Source organism: Nonomuraea sp. NPDC001684 (assembly GCF_053596515.1).
In genome coordinates this window covers 12,678-28,561 of sequence record NZ_JBSFGJ010000081.1, presented here as the reverse complement: position 1 = coordinate 28,561, position 15,884 = coordinate 12,678, and the positions used below count along the sequence as shown (strand labels likewise).

The 15,884-nt window shown below is 72.1% G+C and carries 18 protein-coding genes and 1 riboswitch; of the genes, 10 read left to right on the top strand and 8 right to left on the bottom strand.

All coding sequences use genetic code 11. The features are described from left to right. From ACWCSD_RS17640 to ACWCSD_RS17630, 3 genes are all read left to right on the top strand, one after another. On the top strand, positions 1–339 hold a 339-nt coding region (locus tag ACWCSD_RS17640), incomplete at its 5' end, for an ROK family protein (protein ID WP_449916059.1). A 104-nt stretch (positions 340–443) separates the two neighbouring features. After that, on the top strand, positions 444–1,577 hold the full coding sequence (locus ACWCSD_RS17635; RefSeq protein WP_449916057.1) for a sensor histidine kinase: 1,134 nt from the start codon (positions 444–446) through the stop codon (positions 1,575–1,577). A 40-nt stretch (positions 1,578–1,617) separates the two neighbouring features. Continuing rightward, entirely contained in the window at positions 1,618–2,319 is a 702-nt protein-coding gene (locus ACWCSD_RS17630; RefSeq protein WP_397164716.1) for a response regulator, read from the top strand. Here ACWCSD_RS17630 and ACWCSD_RS17625 read toward each other — a convergent pair. Next, positions 2,292–2,927 (bottom strand): DUF2306 domain-containing protein, encoded by a 636-nt coding sequence (locus ACWCSD_RS17625; protein WP_397164574.1) that lies wholly within the window; start codon positions 2,925–2,927, stop codon positions 2,292–2,294. The genes ACWCSD_RS17630 and ACWCSD_RS17625 overlap by 28 nt on opposite strands. A gap of 181 nt (positions 2,928–3,108) precedes the next feature. Here ACWCSD_RS17625 and ACWCSD_RS17620 point away from each other — a divergent pair, with 181 nt between their 5' ends. Continuing rightward, the gene (locus ACWCSD_RS17620) at positions 3,109–4,101 is read left to right on the top strand and encodes an NAD(P)-dependent alcohol dehydrogenase (protein WP_449916053.1); all 993 of its coding nucleotides are present in this window, start codon (positions 3,109–3,111) and stop codon (positions 4,099–4,101) included. Here the strand turns inward: ACWCSD_RS17620 and ACWCSD_RS17615 are convergent. Continuing rightward, complete coding sequence (locus ACWCSD_RS17615) at positions 4,085–4,633, bottom strand: C40 family peptidase (RefSeq protein WP_449916051.1); 549 nt, start codon at positions 4,631–4,633, stop codon at positions 4,085–4,087. The two genes, ACWCSD_RS17620 and ACWCSD_RS17615, sit on opposite strands and share 17 nt — an antisense overlap. A gap of 54 nt (positions 4,634–4,687) precedes the next feature. After that, positions 4,688–4,847, bottom strand: a riboswitch (cyclic di-AMP (ydaO/yuaA leader). A 99-nt stretch (positions 4,848–4,946) separates the two neighbouring features. On the opposite strand from ACWCSD_RS17615, the gene ACWCSD_RS17610 reads away from it, so the two are divergent. Then, positions 4,947–5,993 (top strand): 3-isopropylmalate dehydrogenase, encoded by a 1,047-nt coding sequence (locus ACWCSD_RS17610; RefSeq protein WP_352319018.1) that lies wholly within the window; start codon positions 4,947–4,949, stop codon positions 5,991–5,993. Between the two features lie 200 nt (positions 5,994–6,193). Beyond that, positions 6,194–7,291, top strand: coding sequence for a branched-chain amino acid aminotransferase (locus ACWCSD_RS17605; protein ID WP_397164580.1), 1,098 nt, complete (start codon positions 6,194–6,196; stop codon positions 7,289–7,291). A 22-nt stretch (positions 7,292–7,313) separates the two neighbouring features. On the opposite strand, the gene ACWCSD_RS17600 is transcribed toward ACWCSD_RS17605, so the two are convergent. Both ACWCSD_RS17600 and ACWCSD_RS17595 read right to left on the bottom strand, forming a co-directional pair. Beyond that, entirely contained in the window at positions 7,314–7,865 is a 552-nt protein-coding gene (locus ACWCSD_RS17600; RefSeq protein ID WP_358288597.1) for a Uma2 family endonuclease, read from the bottom strand. A gap of 71 nt (positions 7,866–7,936) precedes the next feature. Further along, positions 7,937–8,584, bottom strand: coding sequence for an O-methyltransferase (locus tag ACWCSD_RS17595; RefSeq protein ID WP_397164582.1), 648 nt, complete (start codon positions 8,582–8,584; stop codon positions 7,937–7,939). A 133-nt stretch (positions 8,585–8,717) separates the two neighbouring features. Between ACWCSD_RS17595 and ACWCSD_RS17590 the strand changes: the two genes are divergently transcribed. Together ACWCSD_RS17590 and cimA are read left to right on the top strand one after the other, a co-directional pair. Beyond that, positions 8,718–9,362: a DsbA family protein gene (locus ACWCSD_RS17590; protein WP_387671045.1), complete on the top strand. Its 645-nt coding sequence runs from the start codon at positions 8,718–8,720 to the stop codon at positions 9,360–9,362. 196 nt (positions 9,363–9,558) lie between these two features. Next, positions 9,559–11,136 carry a citramalate synthase gene (gene cimA, locus ACWCSD_RS17585; RefSeq protein ID WP_358288591.1) on the top strand — a complete coding sequence of 526 codons (1,578 nt, stop codon included), beginning with the start codon at positions 9,559–9,561 and terminating at the stop codon, positions 11,134–11,136. Positions 11,137–11,378: 242 nt separating this feature from the next. Here cimA and ACWCSD_RS17580 read toward each other — a convergent pair whose 3' ends face one another. The 3 genes from ACWCSD_RS17580 to ACWCSD_RS17570 are packed head-to-tail and all read right to left on the bottom strand — an operon-like array spanning position 11,379 to position 13,440. Beyond that, positions 11,379–11,543, bottom strand: coding sequence for a hypothetical protein (locus ACWCSD_RS17580; protein ID WP_449916046.1), 165 nt, complete (start codon positions 11,541–11,543; stop codon positions 11,379–11,381). Between the two features lie 17 nt (positions 11,544–11,560). Continuing rightward, on the bottom strand, positions 11,561–12,310 hold the full coding sequence (locus ACWCSD_RS17575; protein WP_397164588.1) for a response regulator: 750 nt from the start codon (positions 12,308–12,310) through the stop codon (positions 11,561–11,563). After that, positions 12,307–13,440, bottom strand: a complete 1,134-nt coding sequence (locus tag ACWCSD_RS17570; protein ID WP_397164589.1) for a sensor histidine kinase — start codon at positions 13,438–13,440, stop codon at positions 12,307–12,309. The genes ACWCSD_RS17575 and ACWCSD_RS17570 overlap by 4 nt, the downstream gene beginning before the upstream one ends. A gap of 119 nt (positions 13,441–13,559) precedes the next feature. On the opposite strand from ACWCSD_RS17570, the gene ACWCSD_RS17565 reads away from it, so the two are divergent. Beyond that, complete coding sequence (locus tag ACWCSD_RS17565) at positions 13,560–14,210, top strand: hypothetical protein (RefSeq protein WP_449916043.1); 651 nt, start codon at positions 13,560–13,562, stop codon at positions 14,208–14,210. Here the strand turns inward: ACWCSD_RS17565 and ACWCSD_RS17560 are convergent. Continuing rightward, entirely contained in the window at positions 14,207–15,064 is an 858-nt protein-coding gene (locus tag ACWCSD_RS17560) for a phosphotransferase (RefSeq protein WP_449916041.1), read from the bottom strand. The two genes, ACWCSD_RS17565 and ACWCSD_RS17560, sit on opposite strands and share 4 nt — an antisense overlap. 86 nt (positions 15,065–15,150) lie before the next feature. Here ACWCSD_RS17560 and ACWCSD_RS17555 point away from each other — a divergent pair, with 86 nt between their 5' ends. Next, complete coding sequence (locus ACWCSD_RS17555; RefSeq protein WP_449916038.1) at positions 15,151–15,882, top strand: PIG-L family deacetylase; 732 nt, start codon at positions 15,151–15,153, stop codon at positions 15,880–15,882. The last annotated feature ends 2 nt before the right edge of the window (positions 15,883–15,884 follow it).

Here is a 15,884-nt window from a genome sequence, read left to right as displayed (position 1 = left end):
GCGGGGCTGGAGCTGGAGACGGCGAGGGAGGTCTTCGCCGCCGCCGCCGAGGGGAACGTGGCGGCCAGGTCGGTCGTGGAGGCCGAGGGCCGGCGCATCGGCGGGTTGCTGGTGGCCGTGGCCGCCGTGCTCGATCCGGAGGTGATCGTGCTGAGCGGGGGAGTGGGGCGCAACCTCGACCTGCTGGGCGCGTCCGTGGAGCGCCGCATCGCCGAGCTCGGGCCGCTGCGCCCGCGGGTGGTGGCCAGCGCGCTGGGCGACAGCGGCGTGCTGCTGGGCGCGGTCGCCCACGCCAAGTCCCGCGCCTGGGACCTCATCTTCGACGCCCGCAAACACTGACCCCCTCGCAGGCCGGTAACTCCGCGCCCGAGGTCCCGACACCCAGCCCCGCCTGTGGGACGGGGGTTCGGGGCGATGCGGGGGAATGGGGGCGCGCTTACGATATGGGGGTGGCCGGCCTCCTTCGTTCCGTGTGGCGCGAGCCTCGTCCTCCCGGCCCGCCCGTGCGGGTGTGGCGCGACTGGGCGCTCGTCGCGGTGCTCGTGCCGGCCGCGGTGATCGAGGGAATGCTGCGGCCCGACCTCCGCTGGCCGGTGGTCTCGACGGCCGTCACCGTCGCGCTGATCCCCACGCTGCTGTGGCGCAGGACCAGGCCGCTGCTCATGGTCGCGCTCGTGTTCGGCGCCACGACCGTGGCCCCGCTGCTGACCGGCGGCGAGCCGGTGGAGACGTACACGCTGGCGTTCGTCACGATCGTGCTCTACGCGCTGTTCCGGTGGGGCTCGGGGCGCGAGGCCGTGATCGGGATGGCGGCCGGGCTGGTCGCGGTCGGCCTGTCGCTGGTGTCCGGACGCATGGCGCCCGGCGACGTCGTCCCGGCGCTCGGCGTGCTGGTCGCGACCGTCGGGCTGGGCAGCGCCTTCCGCTTCCGGGCCGGCGCGCGGCTGCGCGAGCTCGACCAGGTCAAACTACTCGAACGCGAACAGCTCGCCCGCGACCTGCACGACACCGTCGCCCACCACGTCTCGGCCATGGCCATCCGCGCCCAGGCGGGTCTGGCCACCGCCGCCTCCGAGCCGGGCGCGGCCACCGACGCGTTGCGGGTGATCGAGGCCGAGGCGTCGCGCACGCTCGCCGAGATGCGGGCCATGGTCCGGGTGCTGCGCAGGAACGAGCCGGCGGAGCTGACCCCGGGCCGTCACCTCGACGACCTGCGGCGGCTCGCCGGACGCCCGCGCGTCGGCCCGGCCGTCGAGGTGGAGATCGCGGACGGGCTCGGCGACCTGCCGCCTTCGGCCGGCGCGGCGCTCTACCGCATCGCCCAGGAGTCGATCACCAACGCCCGGCGGCACGCCCGTCACGCCACCCACATCACCGTCCGGGTCACCGCCGACGACGCCGCCGTACGCCTGACCGTGAGCGACGACGGCGACCGCGCCGGCGGGGTCGCCGCCCCCGGCTACGGCCTGATCGGCATGATCGAACGCGCCGCCCTGCTCGGCGGCACCTGCGAGGCGGGCCCCAACCCCAACCGGGGCTGGACGGTCACCGCCGTCCTGCCGAAAGAGACCGCATGAACGCCCGGCAGGAGGCCGCGTGAGCGCGGAAGAAAGCGGCATGAACGCTCAGCAGGAGGCCGCGGGAAGAGACCCGGAGGGCACGGCGGCCATCCGGGTGCTGGTCGCCGACGACCAGGAGATCGCGCGTACCGGGCTCAGGATGATCCTCGACGCCCAGCCCGGCATCGAGGTCGTCGGCGAGGCCGGTGACGGCAGGCGGGCCGTCGAGCTGGCCCGCCGCCTGCGCCCCGACGTGTGCCTGTTCGACATCCGCATGCCCGGCCTCGACGGCATCGCGGCCACCCGCGAGCTGGCCGGGCCCGACGTCGCCGACCCCATGGCGGTGGTCGTGATCACCACGTTCGACCTCGACGAGTACGTCTACGCCGCCCTGCGCGCCGGAGCCAGGGGGTTCCTGCTCAAGGACGCCGGCCCGGCGCTGCTCGCCCAGGCGGTGACCGCGGCGGCCGGCGGCGAGGCGCTCATCGCCCCGAGCGTGACCGCGCGCCTGCTGGCCGCCTTCGCCGGAGCCGGGCGTACGGAGACGCCCGCGCAGCCGGTCGAGGCGCTCACCGGCCGCGAGGAGGAGATCCTGCGCGCCGTGGCCCGCGGCCGGACCAACAGCGAGATCGCCCGCGAGCTGCACATCTCGCTCAGCACGGTCAAGAGCCACGTCGCGAGCCTGATGACCAAGCTCGGCGTGCGCAACCGCGTCGAGATCGCCATGTGGGCCTACGAGACCGACCGCGTACGCACCTGACCTCCGAGGGTTCTGCGGACGACCCACTCGGCCACCGCCAGGTTGATCACCCAGCCCGCGCCGACGAGCAGCGCCCGGCCGAGCTCGCCGGGCGGCCCGAAGGCGGCCAGCCCGAACGCCAGGGTGAACGCCTGCGTGCCCGCGCCGAGTCCGATCGCGTACCCGCGGGTCATCCAGGCGCGATGCCGGGCCAGGTCGCGCCGCCGGATCGCGGCCAGGCCGAGCAGGAGGCAGGCGGCCATGGCCGTCCCGAACAGCAGCCGGAAGGCGGCCAGCAGTGTCCCGTCGCCGGCGGGAAGGTCGGAGAAGAGCGTCAGCCACACCCCCGACAGCGCCGCGACCAGCCCGCACGCCACCAGTACCCGCCCCGCCGCGCGGTGCCACCCCGGCCGCCCGGCCCGGAACCGGGCCTGGAACTGGAACGTGCCGAGGACGCAGAACACCAGGGAAGCCGGGATGTGCAGCAACACCGGCACGGGCATGGCGAAGAAGCGCGCGTTGTCCGCCGTCACGGGGGCGCCGGCGGCCAGTTCGGTCACCCGGATTGCGCCGGCGACCAGCGGGACGACGCTGAGCGCGAGCAGCCCGGCGGGTGCGATCCATCTCATGCCTGAGAGCGTGCCGCCCACGCCCGTGCCCGGTCATCGCGCGGACGGCCGGTCCTGGTTCGCACCATCGGCGGGCGGGCCGTCGTACTTTCGGCCATCGGGCCGTCGCCTTTCGACCGTTGAGCGTCCGCGCAGGTCACGCCCACACTGGCGGCACATCAGCGGCACGAGGGAGAAAACGATGAAGGCGTACGTCCTGCGCTCGTTCGGCTCGCCCGACCAGCTCGTCCTGACCGACGTCGAGCGGCCCGTGCCGCGCGACGACGAGGTGCTGGTCCGGGTGCGGGCCACGTCCGTGCAGCCCTACGACTGGCACTTCATGCGGGGGGAGCCGTACCTGGCCCGGGTCATGGGCGGCGGGGTCGGGCTGCGCCGGCCGCGCATCGCCGTCCTCGGGGCCGACGTGGCGGGGGAGGTCGAGGCGGCCGGCAAGGACGTCACGCTGTTCCGTCCCGGCGACGAGGTGTACGCGATGTCGCTCGGGGGCGGCTTCGGCGAGTACGTCTGCCTGCGGCAGGGCGAGGTGGCGCCCAGACCGGCGGGCCTGTCGTTCGAGCAGGCGGCGGCGGTGCCGATGGCGGCCAACACCGCGCTGATCGCGCTGCGCGACGAGGGACGCCTCCAGCCGGGCCAGAAGGTGCTGGTCAACGGCGCGTCCGGCGGCGTGGGCACGTTCGCCGTGCAGCTCGCCAAGGCGCTGGGGGCGCACGTCACGGGCGTGTGCAGCGGGCGCAACGCGGACCTGGTCCGCTCGCTCGGCGCGGACGACGTCATCGACCACACCAAGGAGGACTTCGCGGCCTCGGGCCGGCGCTTCGACCTGCTGCTCGACGTGGCGGGCGGCCGCCGGCTGACGGACTGCCGCCGCGTCCTGACCAGGAAGGGCACGTACGTGCTGGTCGGCGGGCCGGCCGGCCGCTGGGTGCAGCCGGCCGGCCACATGTTCGCCGCGCTCGCGTCGGGGCCCTTCGTCCCGCAGCGGATCGTCAGGGCGGACGTCGTCCGCTGCGGGAGCAACAGGGCGAACCTGCTGACGCTGACCGGGCTGATCGAGCGGGGCGCGGTCACCCCGGTCATCGACAGGACCTTCCCCTTCGGCGAGCTCCCGGGGGCCGTCCGCTACCAGGAGGAGGGGCACGCCCCGGGGAAGGTCGTCGTCACAGGGTCGCGGTGAGCATGGCGGGGGCGGGGGCCTTCTGGAGCTGCTTGTAGTCGGCCCAGCGCTTGACGCCCTTGGGGTCGGGGCGTACCGCGCCGACGAAGGCCTGCCTGCGCCACTGCGACAGGCGTTCCTCCTTCACCACGTCGCCGGTGTGGGGGGAGTGGACCATGTAGCCGGGCTTGGAGATCATGCCGACGTGGCCGAGGCCGCTGAAGAACACCAGGTCGCCTGGCTTGAGGTCCTTCCAGGCGATCTTCCTGGAGAAGGCGCCGTACTGCTCCGCGGCGGTTCTGGGGAGCTCGATGCCGGCGTCCTCGTAGGCCCGGAGCATGAGGCCCGAGCAGTCGTAGCCCCGTTCGCTGGCGCCGCCCCACACGTACGGGGTGCCGCGCTTGTCCATGGCGTATTCGAGGGCGACCTTCCAGGCCGGTTTCGGCGCGTGCCGTTCCTGGACCTGTTTCACCTGGGGGCCGGTGAGGGTGATGGAGGAGGTGGGGGCGGCCGGAGCGGCCGGAGCGGCGGGAGCCGCGGGGGCGGCAGGCACGAGACCTGCTGCGCCCGCTGCCACCGCCACAAGGATGGCGATGCTAGACAGGGGACTGTCCTTCCACGTGGCCGACCGGGTTAGCTGACGGGCTCGGGCCTGGAAGTAGCCCTACGGCGGCTCCTCGGGGGGGAGGCGCAGCCGATTCGCCCCGGGGGGAAAGATGGGTCCCCGGCTCCACGCAGCGGCTGCGTGGATTAGGCTCGTCGGACTCTAACGAAACGGTCAAAAGGTCGCAATCCCCCCAAAACGGATTGTCCGGTTGTTGAGATGATGTGTTCGTCAGCCGAGACGAGCCGGTAAGGTACCGCCCATGGAGTCGCGTAACATCCGCCTGGCCGTCATCCCCGGGGATGGCATCGGCGCCGAGGTCGTAGCCGAAGGGCTCAAGGTCCTGGAGGCCGTGGGCACGAAGATCGAGCCCACCCACTACGACCTGGGCGCAGCCCGCTACCACCGCACGGGCGAGACCCTGCCCGACGCGGTGCTCGAAGAGCTGCGCGGCTACGACGCGATCCTGCTCGGCGCCGTGGGCGACCCCAGCGTGCCGCCCGGCATCCTGGAGCGCGACCTGCTGCTCAAGCTCAGGTTCGAGTTCGACCACTACGTCAACCTGCGGCCGGTCAAGCTGTTCCCCGGCGTCGAGACCGCGCTGGCCGGCGCCACCGCCGAGCACATCGACATGGTCGTCGTCCGCGAGGGCACCGAGGGCCTCTACGCGGGCACCGGCGGCGTCATGCGCCGCGGCACGCCGCACGAGATCGCCACTCAGGAGTCGCTGAACACCGCCCACGGCGTCGAGCGCGTCGTGCGGTACGCCTTCCAGAAGGCTCAGTCGCGGCCCCGCAAGAAGCTCACGCTCGTCCACAAGACGAACGTGCTCACCTTCGCCGGCGACCTCTGGCAGCGCACGGTCAACCGCGTGGCCGCGGAGTTCCCCGACGTCACCACCGACTACAGCCACATCGACGCGGCCTCGATGTTCTTCGTCACCCAGCCCGAGCGCTTCGACGTGATCGTCACCGACAACCTGTTCGGCGACATCATCACCGACCTCGGCGCCGCCATCGCCGGCGGCATCGGCCTGGCGGCCAGCGGCAACATCAACCCCGAGCGCACCTCGCCGAGCATGTTCGAGCCGGTGCACGGCAGCGCGCCCGACATCGCCGGTCAGGGCAAGGCCGACCCGACCGCCACCATCCTGTCCGTGGGCATGCTCCTCGACCACCTCGGCCTGCACGCCGAGGCCGCCAAGGTCGAGCAGGCCGTGGCCGCCGACATCGCCGAGCGGGTGACCGGCCGCGCCGGCCGCACGACCAGCGAGATCGGCGACGACATCGCCGCGCGAGTAGCCGGCTAGGACCGCCTAGCCCCGCACGCGCCTGGCGGTCCGAACACGGACTGCCAGGCGCTTTTTCGCGTTCGCCGGTTCTAACCACCCCAACTGCCTCTTGCCATCCCAAATCGCGAGACACTAGGAAGTACGAATACTGCTCGCGGGCAGTAGCTAACAGAATCAGCTTTCGAAGTCGCAGATTCGTAGAGAGAAGGACCTCCGTCATGACCATCGCTCAGAAGCTCAGCTTCGACGTGCAGCATTCCGACCACGCTCGCACCGCGGCCGAGCGGGAGCAGGTACTGGCGAACCCCGGGTTCGGGCAGGTCTTCACCGACCACATGATCTCGATCGACTACACCGACGGCGAGGGCTGGCACGACGCCCGGCTCATGCCGTACGGGCCGCTCTCGCTCGACCCCGCGACCTCGGTCTTCCACTATGCGCAGGAGCTGTTCGAGGGCCTGAAGGCGTACCGGCAGATCTCCGGTTCGATCGCGACCTTCCGGCCGTACGCGAACGCCGCCCGCTTCAACCGCTCGGCCGAGCGCATGGCCATGCCCGAACTGCCGGAGGAGGCGTTCGTGGAGTCGCTGGAGCTGCTGGTCTCGGCCGACAAGGAGTGGGTGCCGACCACCGAGGGCCACAGCCTCTACCTGCGCCCGTTCATGTTCGCCACGCAGGCCGGGCTCGGCGTCAACTACCCGTCGAAGACCTACAAGTACATGGTGATCGCCTCGCCGGCGGCCTCGTACTTCAGCGGCGGCATCAAGCCCGTCTCGGTCTGGCTGTCCACCGAGTACACGCGCGCCGCGCCCGGCGGCACCGGCTTCGCCAAGTGCGGCGGCAACTACGCCGCCGCCTTCGTCGCCCAGCGCCAGGCCGTCGACAACGGCTGCGACCAGGTCGTCTGGCTCGACGCCCACAAGCACGAGTACGTCGAGGAGATGGGCGGGATGAACCTGTTCTTCGTCTTCGGCAACAAGCTCGTCACCCCGGCGCTCACCGGCACCCTGCTGCCCGGCATCACCCGGGAGTCGATCCTGGAGATGGCCGGCGACCTCGGCCTGGAGACCGAGGAGCGGCTGGTCTCGGTGGACGAGTGGGAGTCCGCCTGCGCCTCCGGCGAGCTGACCGAGGTGTTCGCGTGCGGCACCGCCGCCGTGGTCACGCCGGTGGGCTCGGTCAGGGGCGACGACCGCTCCTGGACCATCGCCGACGGCACCCCCGGCCCGGTGACGATGCGGGTGCGCGAGGAGCTCGTCGGCATCCAGTACGGCGCCCGTCCCGACACCCGCAACTGGATCCACAAGATCGGCTAGAGCCGCGCGGACGGCCGGCGTCTCAGGCGCCGGCCTCCGTCAGGGCCGCGGTGTCGACGTGGAGGTTCCACGGGTCGGGCAGGAACACCGGCTCGCCCAGGGAGACGACGTTCTCGCTGCGGTAGCGCCGCCCGCCAGGCCCGCCGAACAGCGTCACCAGCCGCTGGAACGGGTCGATCACCAGGTAGAGCGGCACCCCGCCGCGCGCGTAACCGCCCGTCTTGACGAAGTGCACGTCGTACGTCGTGGCCACCGAGACGACGTCCACGAGCAGGATCGTCGAGGCGCCGTGGACGGCGTGCTCCTCGTGCAGACGCGGCCGGCGCGGGACCACGGCCAGGTCGGGCACGTAGAGATCGTGGCCGGGGCCCAGGTAGACGGTGATGTTCGGCCAGATCTCCCAGCCCCGGACCGCCGCCGCGGCGGCGAGCTGGAACAACGTCCGGGACAGGATCGTGTTGTGCTGCCAGGTGCCCGGCTCGTTCACCACGATCCGGCCCTGCACCGTCTCGATGCGGAACTCGGGGAACAGCTCGCGCACGGTGCGGTAGCGCTCTTCCAGGGGCCTGACCATGCCGCCGTCCTCATGCTTTCCCGGGGGTTTCCAAAGGATCACTCAGAGTAACGGCGGCGGCGTCCCGCGATCTAGTGGTTCTTCCTGATCATCGTGATCCCGTCGGCGACCGGCAGCATCACCACGCTCACCCGCGGGTCCTCGATCACCAGGTCGTTGAACTCGCGGATCTGCACCGTCGTCGTCTCCGAGTGCGCCGGGTCGGCCACGTGGCCGCTGCGCAGCGTGTTGTCGGCCAGCAGCAGGCCGCCCGGGCGCAGCCGCTCGACCAGCAACTCGTAGTAACCGGGGTAGTTGCCCTTGTCGGCGTCGAGGAAGGCCAGGTCGATCGGCTCGTCGAAGGCGGCCAGCGTCTCCAGGGCGGGCCCGAGCGTCAGCGAGACGCGGTCGGTCAGGCCCGCCCGCTCCCAGTAGCGCCGGGCGATGGACGTCCACTCCTCGCTCACGTCGAAGCAGTGCAGCCGCCCGCCGGACAACCCTCGCGCGATGCACACCGACGAGTAGCCGGTGAACGTGCCCACCTCGACCGCCACGGCCGGGGCCGCGAGCTGGGTCAGCATGGTCAGGAACCGGCCCTGGTCGGCGGAGATCTGCATCCTGGCGGCGTCGCCCGTCGCCTCGGCGGTCTCCCGCGCCAGCTCGTCGAGCAGGGGGTCGGGCGGGGTGGAGTGGTCGAGGATGTACCGGCCCACCGCGGGGTCGAGGAGGTTCGCCTTCATGAAGGTCATTCTCCCCTCACAGCGTTCTCTCATCGTCATCAGGTACCAATGAGGGGGCCGCCCCGGGCGGCTGTCCGGAGAGTGGTTCCGGCGTTGGTAGGGTCTGCGCGATCGGTGAGCTGGAAGTGGGCGGATGATGAAGCGGTTGGTTGCGGTCGCGGTCGCGTGTGCGGCGCTGGTGATGCTCGGTGTGCTGGCCTTCTCGGAGCCGGGTGAGACGGCCGGGTCGGTACGCCTGACCAGGCAGCTCGACGGTTCGATGGTGCTGGCCGACAGGTCCGGCGACGCCCCCGTGCTCGACGTGTACGAAGACTTCGACTGCCCGATCTGCAAGGAGATGCACTCCAAGGTCGACGGCACGATCCAGAAGCTGGCCAGGGAGGGCAGGCTCAAGGTCGTCTTCCACCCCGTGACGATCTTCCAGGACGAGCCCATGCGCTCCAACTCCATCAGGGCCGCGGCCGCCGCCCGATGCGTGCCGGAGGAGAACTGGCTGGCCTTCAGGGACGAGCTCTACGCCATGCAGCCCGCCCCGCACGGCTCGGCCTCGGGCTTCACCGTGCAGGAGCTGGTGGCCGCCGCCAGGAAGGCCGGCGCCTCGGTGGACGAGTGCGTCACCTCGCAGTCGTACGCCAAGACCCATCTGGCGGAGACCTCGAAGATCCACATCCAGGGCACGCCGACCGTCCTGCTCGACGGGCAGCAGCTCGGCAACGAGGTGTTCGACCCGGCGGCCCTCGAACGCGCCGTCACCGGGGGCGCGGGCGTGCAAGTGTAAAGGTCGTGTCCACAAGCTGAGACCGATGTGCCAGATGGTGAATCCCTGTGGCAGACTGGCAGGCACCATGTTCTACGGTCTGCTCATTATCGGCAGGCGCGCTGGCTGACACAGGGACACCGCCAGCGCGCAGACCTCTCACGTCCGTGAGGGGTCTTTTTGTTTTCCAGGACACGGATCCGAAAGAAGAGACTTCATGGCCGACGACCGCTTCCACGTCTACGACACGACCCTGCGCGACGGCGCGCAGCAGGAAGGACTCAACCTCACCGTCGTCGACAAGCTCGCCATCGCACGGCAGCTGGACAGCCTGGGCGTCGGTTTCATCGAGGGGGGCTGGCCGGGCGCCAACCCCAAGGACACAGAGTTCTTCAGGCGCGCTCGAACAGAGCTCGACCTGAAGCACGCGCAGCTCGCCGCGTTCGGCGCGACCCGCCGGGCCGGTGTGAAGGCCGCCGACGACCCATTGGTAGCCGCATTGCGCGAATCCGGCGCGCCGGTCGTGACCCTTGTCGCCAAGAGCCACGACCGGCACGTGGAGCTGGCCCTCCGCACGACTCTCCAGGAGAACCTCGCGATGATCCGCGATACGGTTTCTCACCTTCGTGCGGAGGGACAGCGAGTCTTCCTCGACGCCGAGCACTTCTTCGACGGCTACACGTCCAATCCAGCCTACGCGCTGGAAGTGCTGCGGACCGCCGCCGAAGCCGGGGCCGACGTCATCGCCCTGTGTGACACGAACGGCGGCATGCTGCCCGACGAGCTGGCCGAGACCGTGCACGCGGCCGTCCAGACCGGGGCCCGCGTCGGCATCCACTGCCACGACGACACCGGCTGCGCCGTCGCCAACACCCTCGCCGCGGTCAAGGCGGGCGCCACGCACGTCCAGGGCTGCGCCAACGGCTACGGCGAGCGCTCGGGCAACGCCAACCTCTTCACCGTCGTCGCCAACCTCCAGCTCAAGCGCGGCTTCGACCTCGTGCCGCGGGAGGCGCTGGCGGACATGACCCGCATCGCACACGCGATCACCGAGGTCACCAACGTCACCCCCAACTCGCACGCCCCCTACGTCGGCATGTCCGCCTTCGCCCACAAGGCCGGCCTGCACGCCAGCGCCATCAAGGTCGACCCCAACCTGTACCAGCACATCGACCCGGCCGCCGTGGGCAACGACATGCGCATGCTCGTCTCCGACATGGCCGGCCGCGCCTCCGTCGAGCTCAAGGGCCGCGAGCTGGGCTACGAGCTGACCCCCGAGCACACCAAGACGCTCGTCGAGCGCGTCAAGGAGCTGGAGTCGCAGGGCTTCACCTTCGAGGCCGCGGACGCGTCGTTCGAGCTGCTGCTGCGCGACACCGTCCAGGGGGCGCGCCGGCGGCACTTCGAGGTGGAGTCGTGGCGGGTGATCGTCGAGCGGACGAAGGGCGGCGAGCTGGTCAGCGAGGCCACCGTCAAGCTGCACGCCAAGGGCGAGCGCATCGTCGCCACCGGCGAGGGCAACGGCCCCGTGAACGCCCTGGACAAGGCCGTACGGCAAGGGCTTGAGCAGCTCTACCCCGAGCTGGCCCGGCTGGAGCTGGTGGACTACAAGGTCCGCATCCTCGAAGGCACCCACGGCACGGACGCCGTCACCCGCGTCCTCATCACCTCCAGCGACGACACCGCCGAGTGGGCGACGGTGGGGGTGGCCGAGAACATCATCGACGCCTCCTGGCAGGCGCTGGAGCAGGCGGTCACGTACGGCCTGCTGCGCGCCGGCCGCGACTGCAGCTGACCCCGGGGGCGGCGCGCCCCGAGCGGTCTTCGCTTTGTGGGCGCTGCGCGCCCAGGGGAGCTCAGGCGTTCTTGACCTGGCGCCTTCGGCGCACCCCGTGCCCCGGCCCTCAGCCGTGGGCGCGAGGCAAGGGGTGACCCGGGTGGCCCCACTGGGCGCTGCCGGGCGTCAGTGAGGAAGGACCTCGCCCCTTACGCCGGGGAGATCGCCGAGCATCCCTGTGCCCGGGATCAGGCGCGGGGTCACGTGTCTCTCATCTCGTCGTCGAGCGCCTCGCGGGCTGCGGCGACGTCGGTTTCGAAGTCGGGGTCCAGGGAGGCCGTGCCTCTCGCCAGGAACGCCTTGACCATCGTGGGAGCCGGTGCGATCACGGCGGCGGAGTTTCTGGACGCTTCGGTGGCGGTCATCACCTCATGGAATCAGGTCATCTGATTGGTGGGACGCCGTCGGGAGGGTCGCCGGGGCGGACGAGGCCGGATTCGTAGGCGTGGCGGACCATCTGGGCGCGGTCGCGGAGGGCGAGTTTGGTCAGCAGGCGGTTGATGTGGGTGCTGACGGTCGCCTCCGTGATGGACAGCGTGCCGGCGATCTCGGTGTTGGACAGGCCCTGCGCCACCAGCCGCAACACCTCCTCCTCCCGGGCGGTCACCCCCCTGGCCGCCGGCGACGGGGCGGGGGCCGTACGCCGGTAGGCCGCCACGACGCGGCCGGTGACCGCCGGGTCGAGCAGGACGTCGCCCCGCGCGGCGCTGCGGATGGCGGCGAACAGGTGCTCGGGCGGCGACACCTTGAGCAGGAACCCGCTGACCCCGGCGTGCAGCGCGAGGTCGAGGTTCTCGTCGGTGTCGTAGGTGGTCAGCATGATCACCCTTGGGGGCGCGGGGGTCGCGAGGATGCGGCGGGCGGCCTCCAGGCCGTTCAGGCGGGGCATCGCGATGTCGAGCAGCACGACGTCGGGGCGCAGGTCGCGGGCCAGCTCCACGGCCCGCTCGCCGTCGGCCGCCTCGCCCAGCACGGACAGGTCCGGCTGGGTGCCGATCATCAGGCGCAGCCCGGCCCTGATCATCCCCTGGTCGTCGGCGATCACCACGCCGATCCCGCCGCCGGGCTCGTCAAGGGCGGGATCGGCGAAGGCGTCGGGGGCGTCCGGGTGCCCTGGGGAGGAGGGCGTCACAGGGGGAGCTCCGCACGTACCGTGAAGCCGCCCCCAGGGAGGGGCGCCGCCGCCAGCGTGCCCTCGAAGAGGGCGGCTCGCTCGCGCATGCCGATCAGCCCGTGGCCGCCGCCGCCCCCGGCCGACGGCGGCCGGGGGCCGCGCGGCCCCTCGTCCGTGATCTCCAGCCGGAGCTCCGCCGGCAGGTACGCGACGCTCACCGCCGCCCGCGTCGGCCCCGCGTGCTTGAGGGTGTTGGTCAGCGCCTCCTGGACGATCCGGTACGCCGACAGATCCAGCCCGGCCGACAACGGCGCCCGCTCGCCCGACACAGCCAGCGTGACGTCGAGCCCGGCCGACCTGAACTGCTCCAGCAGATCCGCCAGCCGGTCGAGGCCGGCCTGCGGGAGCAGGTCGCCGTCCTGCGTGCCGCGCAGCAGCCCGAGCATGCGCCGCAGCTCCTCCATGGCCTCCCGGCCGGCCGCCTCCACCGTGCTGAGCGCCTGCCGCTCGGACTCCTGGTCCGCGCGCAGGAGCAGCCGTACGGTCCCGGTGTGCATGGTCATCACGCTGACGCTGTGCGCGACGATGTCGTGCAGCTCGCGGGCGATGCGGGCGCGTTCCTCCTGCACCGACTCGCGGGCCAGCAGCGCGCCGCGCTCGGCCGCCTGCACGGCCAGCACGCGGTGGCGGCGTACGGCCAGACCGGCTCCGGCGGCGATGGCGCACATCACCAGCGCCACCGCGACGTCCCCCCATCCGGACGGAGGGGAGGTCCTGGACAGCATGGCGGCCACGAACACGCCCGTCGCGGTCAGCCCGGCCACGGCCCGCGCGCTGTCGGGGCGCACCTCGGCCAGCAGCGTGCACAGCAGCACGAGCTGGGTGTAGAACTGCCAGGCCGCGGGGGACCCGGGCGCCAGCGCGAACGTCGCGATGTTGGCGGCCGAGTAGACGGCCAGGATCGCGAACGGCGCGCGCGTCCGGAACAGCACCGCCACGGCGGTGACCAGCCCGGCGGCGATCCACAGCAGCACGTAGGAGCGGGGAGAGGCCATCGAGCGCACGCTGACCTCCTCCGCGACCGCGAACAGGGCCACGACCGCCGCCACGAGCCAGTCGACGGGGGAGGGGGAACGGCGGTGGAGCATGAGGCGAGAGTAGCCCGCCCGGATTGTCGCAATGTGCAGCGGAATCCACCGAAAGGGGGACGTCGGATCCAAGCCTGCCTTGACGACGGACCTGGCGGGCGACGCCTACCGTGCCCGGCATGTTCACCGACGCGCTCTTCATCCGCCGCCTCCTGGCCGGCGGCAGCCTCGTCCTGGCCCCGGTCTGCCTGATCCTCGGCATGATCACCGACCCGTCCGAGCCCGGGGTCGAGGACCCGCTGGTCTACGCGCACAACCCGGGCGCCGTGGGCGTCAGCGCGACGCTCCTGCACTACGCCTGGGTGCTGTTCGTGCCGGGGGTGATCGGCATGGTCCTGCTCGTCCGGGGCAAGGGCAGGGCGCTGGCCACCGTCGCGGGCGCGCTCGCGGTGCTCGGCCTGATCAACTTCTCGTCGCTGATGATCTCCGACTTCTTTGACGTCGTCCTCTTCGACGCTCTGCCCGCCGCGCAGGCCGAGCAGCTCATGCAGGACGCGGCGCAGCCTGCCCTCATCGCCGCCTGGCAGCTGCCCGGGATGATCGGGTCCTTCCTGGGCCTGGTCCTCGTCGCGGTCGCGTACGCGCGGGCGGGGCTGGCGGGCTGGTGGTTCCCGGCGGGCGTGCTGGCGGGCATCGTGGTGTGGCTGTTCGGCGCGAGCGCGTGGAACCTGGTACTCGGGATCGGCGGCCCCGTCATCCTGCTGGCCGCGTTCGGCACCGTCGGCGTGTCGATCATCCGCACGCCGGCGCGGCGGGAGCGGGCGGCCTAGAGCCGGTCGGGGCCGCCGTCCTCGTCCAGCCAGGCCACGACGTGCGTGGTGAAGCTGTCCACGAGGGTCAGGGGTTCGCCGGCCAGCACGAGGAGGGCGACGAGCTGGTTGACGCCGAACGCGCGCTCCCAGGTGACCGCCCGCCGGTAGGTGCCGGCGTCGACGGCGTCGCGCAGGTGCTCCCAGCCGTGCCAGCCCATGAAGGCCGCGTCGATCGCGGGGTCGAACAGGTGGGCCCGGTCCCAGTCGAGGACGCCGACCAGCTTGCCGTCGGCGTCCCAGTGGACGTTGTCGCCGACGAGGTCGCCGTGGACCAGCGAGTCGGGGACCTGTTCCAGGGCCAGGGCGTCGTCGAGGCGCCGGCGTCCCTCCTCCCGCCACCTGGCCGGGAAGCGCGGGATGACCTCTTCGGCGAGGATCGTGCTCCAGCTCGCGGGCCCGGCGTACGAGCGCGGGGCGGGCAGCAGGGCGCGCAGCTCCGGGGTGACGGGCAGCTCCCGGAGGGCGCCGAGCAGCTCGCCGATCAGGGCCGGGTCGCCCTGGCCCGCGCCGAGACCGGCGCCGTCCAGCCAGGACACGGCCACGGCGGCGCGCTCCCCGAACGTCGTCACCGGCGTCAGCGGCTCGGGCACCGCGAACGGCAGCCCGGCGGCCGCGATCGCGCGCAGCAGCTTGGTCCGCCGCGGCAGCGCCGCGCTCACGCTCGGCCGCCGGCCGACCCGCACGGCCGCCACCCCGGGGAGCAGCACGACGTCGTGCATCCCGCCGGGGGCGAGCCGCGCACTGCCGAGGGGAGCGCCGGGCACGAGCGCGTCGGCGATCTCCAGCAGGTCAGAGGGCACGGGCTCGCTCATCGGCTCATCTCTTCCGAGGGGGAGGGGGTACGCGTAGAGCCTACGCGGGTCCTGACCGGTGCCCGGCCTCCATACGATGGGGTCCCATGAGCTTCAGTGTGCTCGGCGTGCACGCCCACCCGGACGACGAGGCGATCTGGACCGGCGGCACCCTCGCCAAATACGCCGACGAGGGCGCCACGACCGCCGTCGTCACCTGCACCTGGGCCGAGGGCACCCAGCGGGCGCAGGAGCTGGAACGGGCCCTCGACATCCTCGGCGCGGGAAAGCCCCGGCTGCTCGGCCTCGCCGACGCGGGCAAGCCCGAGTCCGCCCCCGGCCGTCCGCGCTTCCTCGACGTGCCGTTCGACGAGGCGGTCGGCCTGCTGGTCGAGCACATCAGAGCCGTCCGGCCCGACGTCGTGCTCACCTTCGACGGCTTCGGCGGCTACGGTCATCCCGACCACGTGCACGTGCACCGGGTCACCCTGGCCGCGGTCGAGGCGGCCGGCTACGATCAGCTCTATCCCGGCACGGGCGATCCCTGGCGGCCGCACGCGCTCTACCTGGCGACCGTCCCGCGCTCGGTCGTGACGGCCCACTGGCGGGCGGTCTTCGGCGCCGATCCGGAGCCGGGCCAGGCCCTGCCCGGCGTCCCCGACCACCAGGTGTCGGCCGCGATCGACGTCTCGCGCTGGTCGGAGCGCAAGTGGGCGGCCATGCTCGCCCACGAGTCCGAGGTGCAGCGCGGCGCGTCGATGACCATGCTGACCGGGCTGCCGGAGCGGGCCCGCGCCCAGATGCTCGCCAACGAGTGGTACCGCCGGATCGCCTTCTAGAC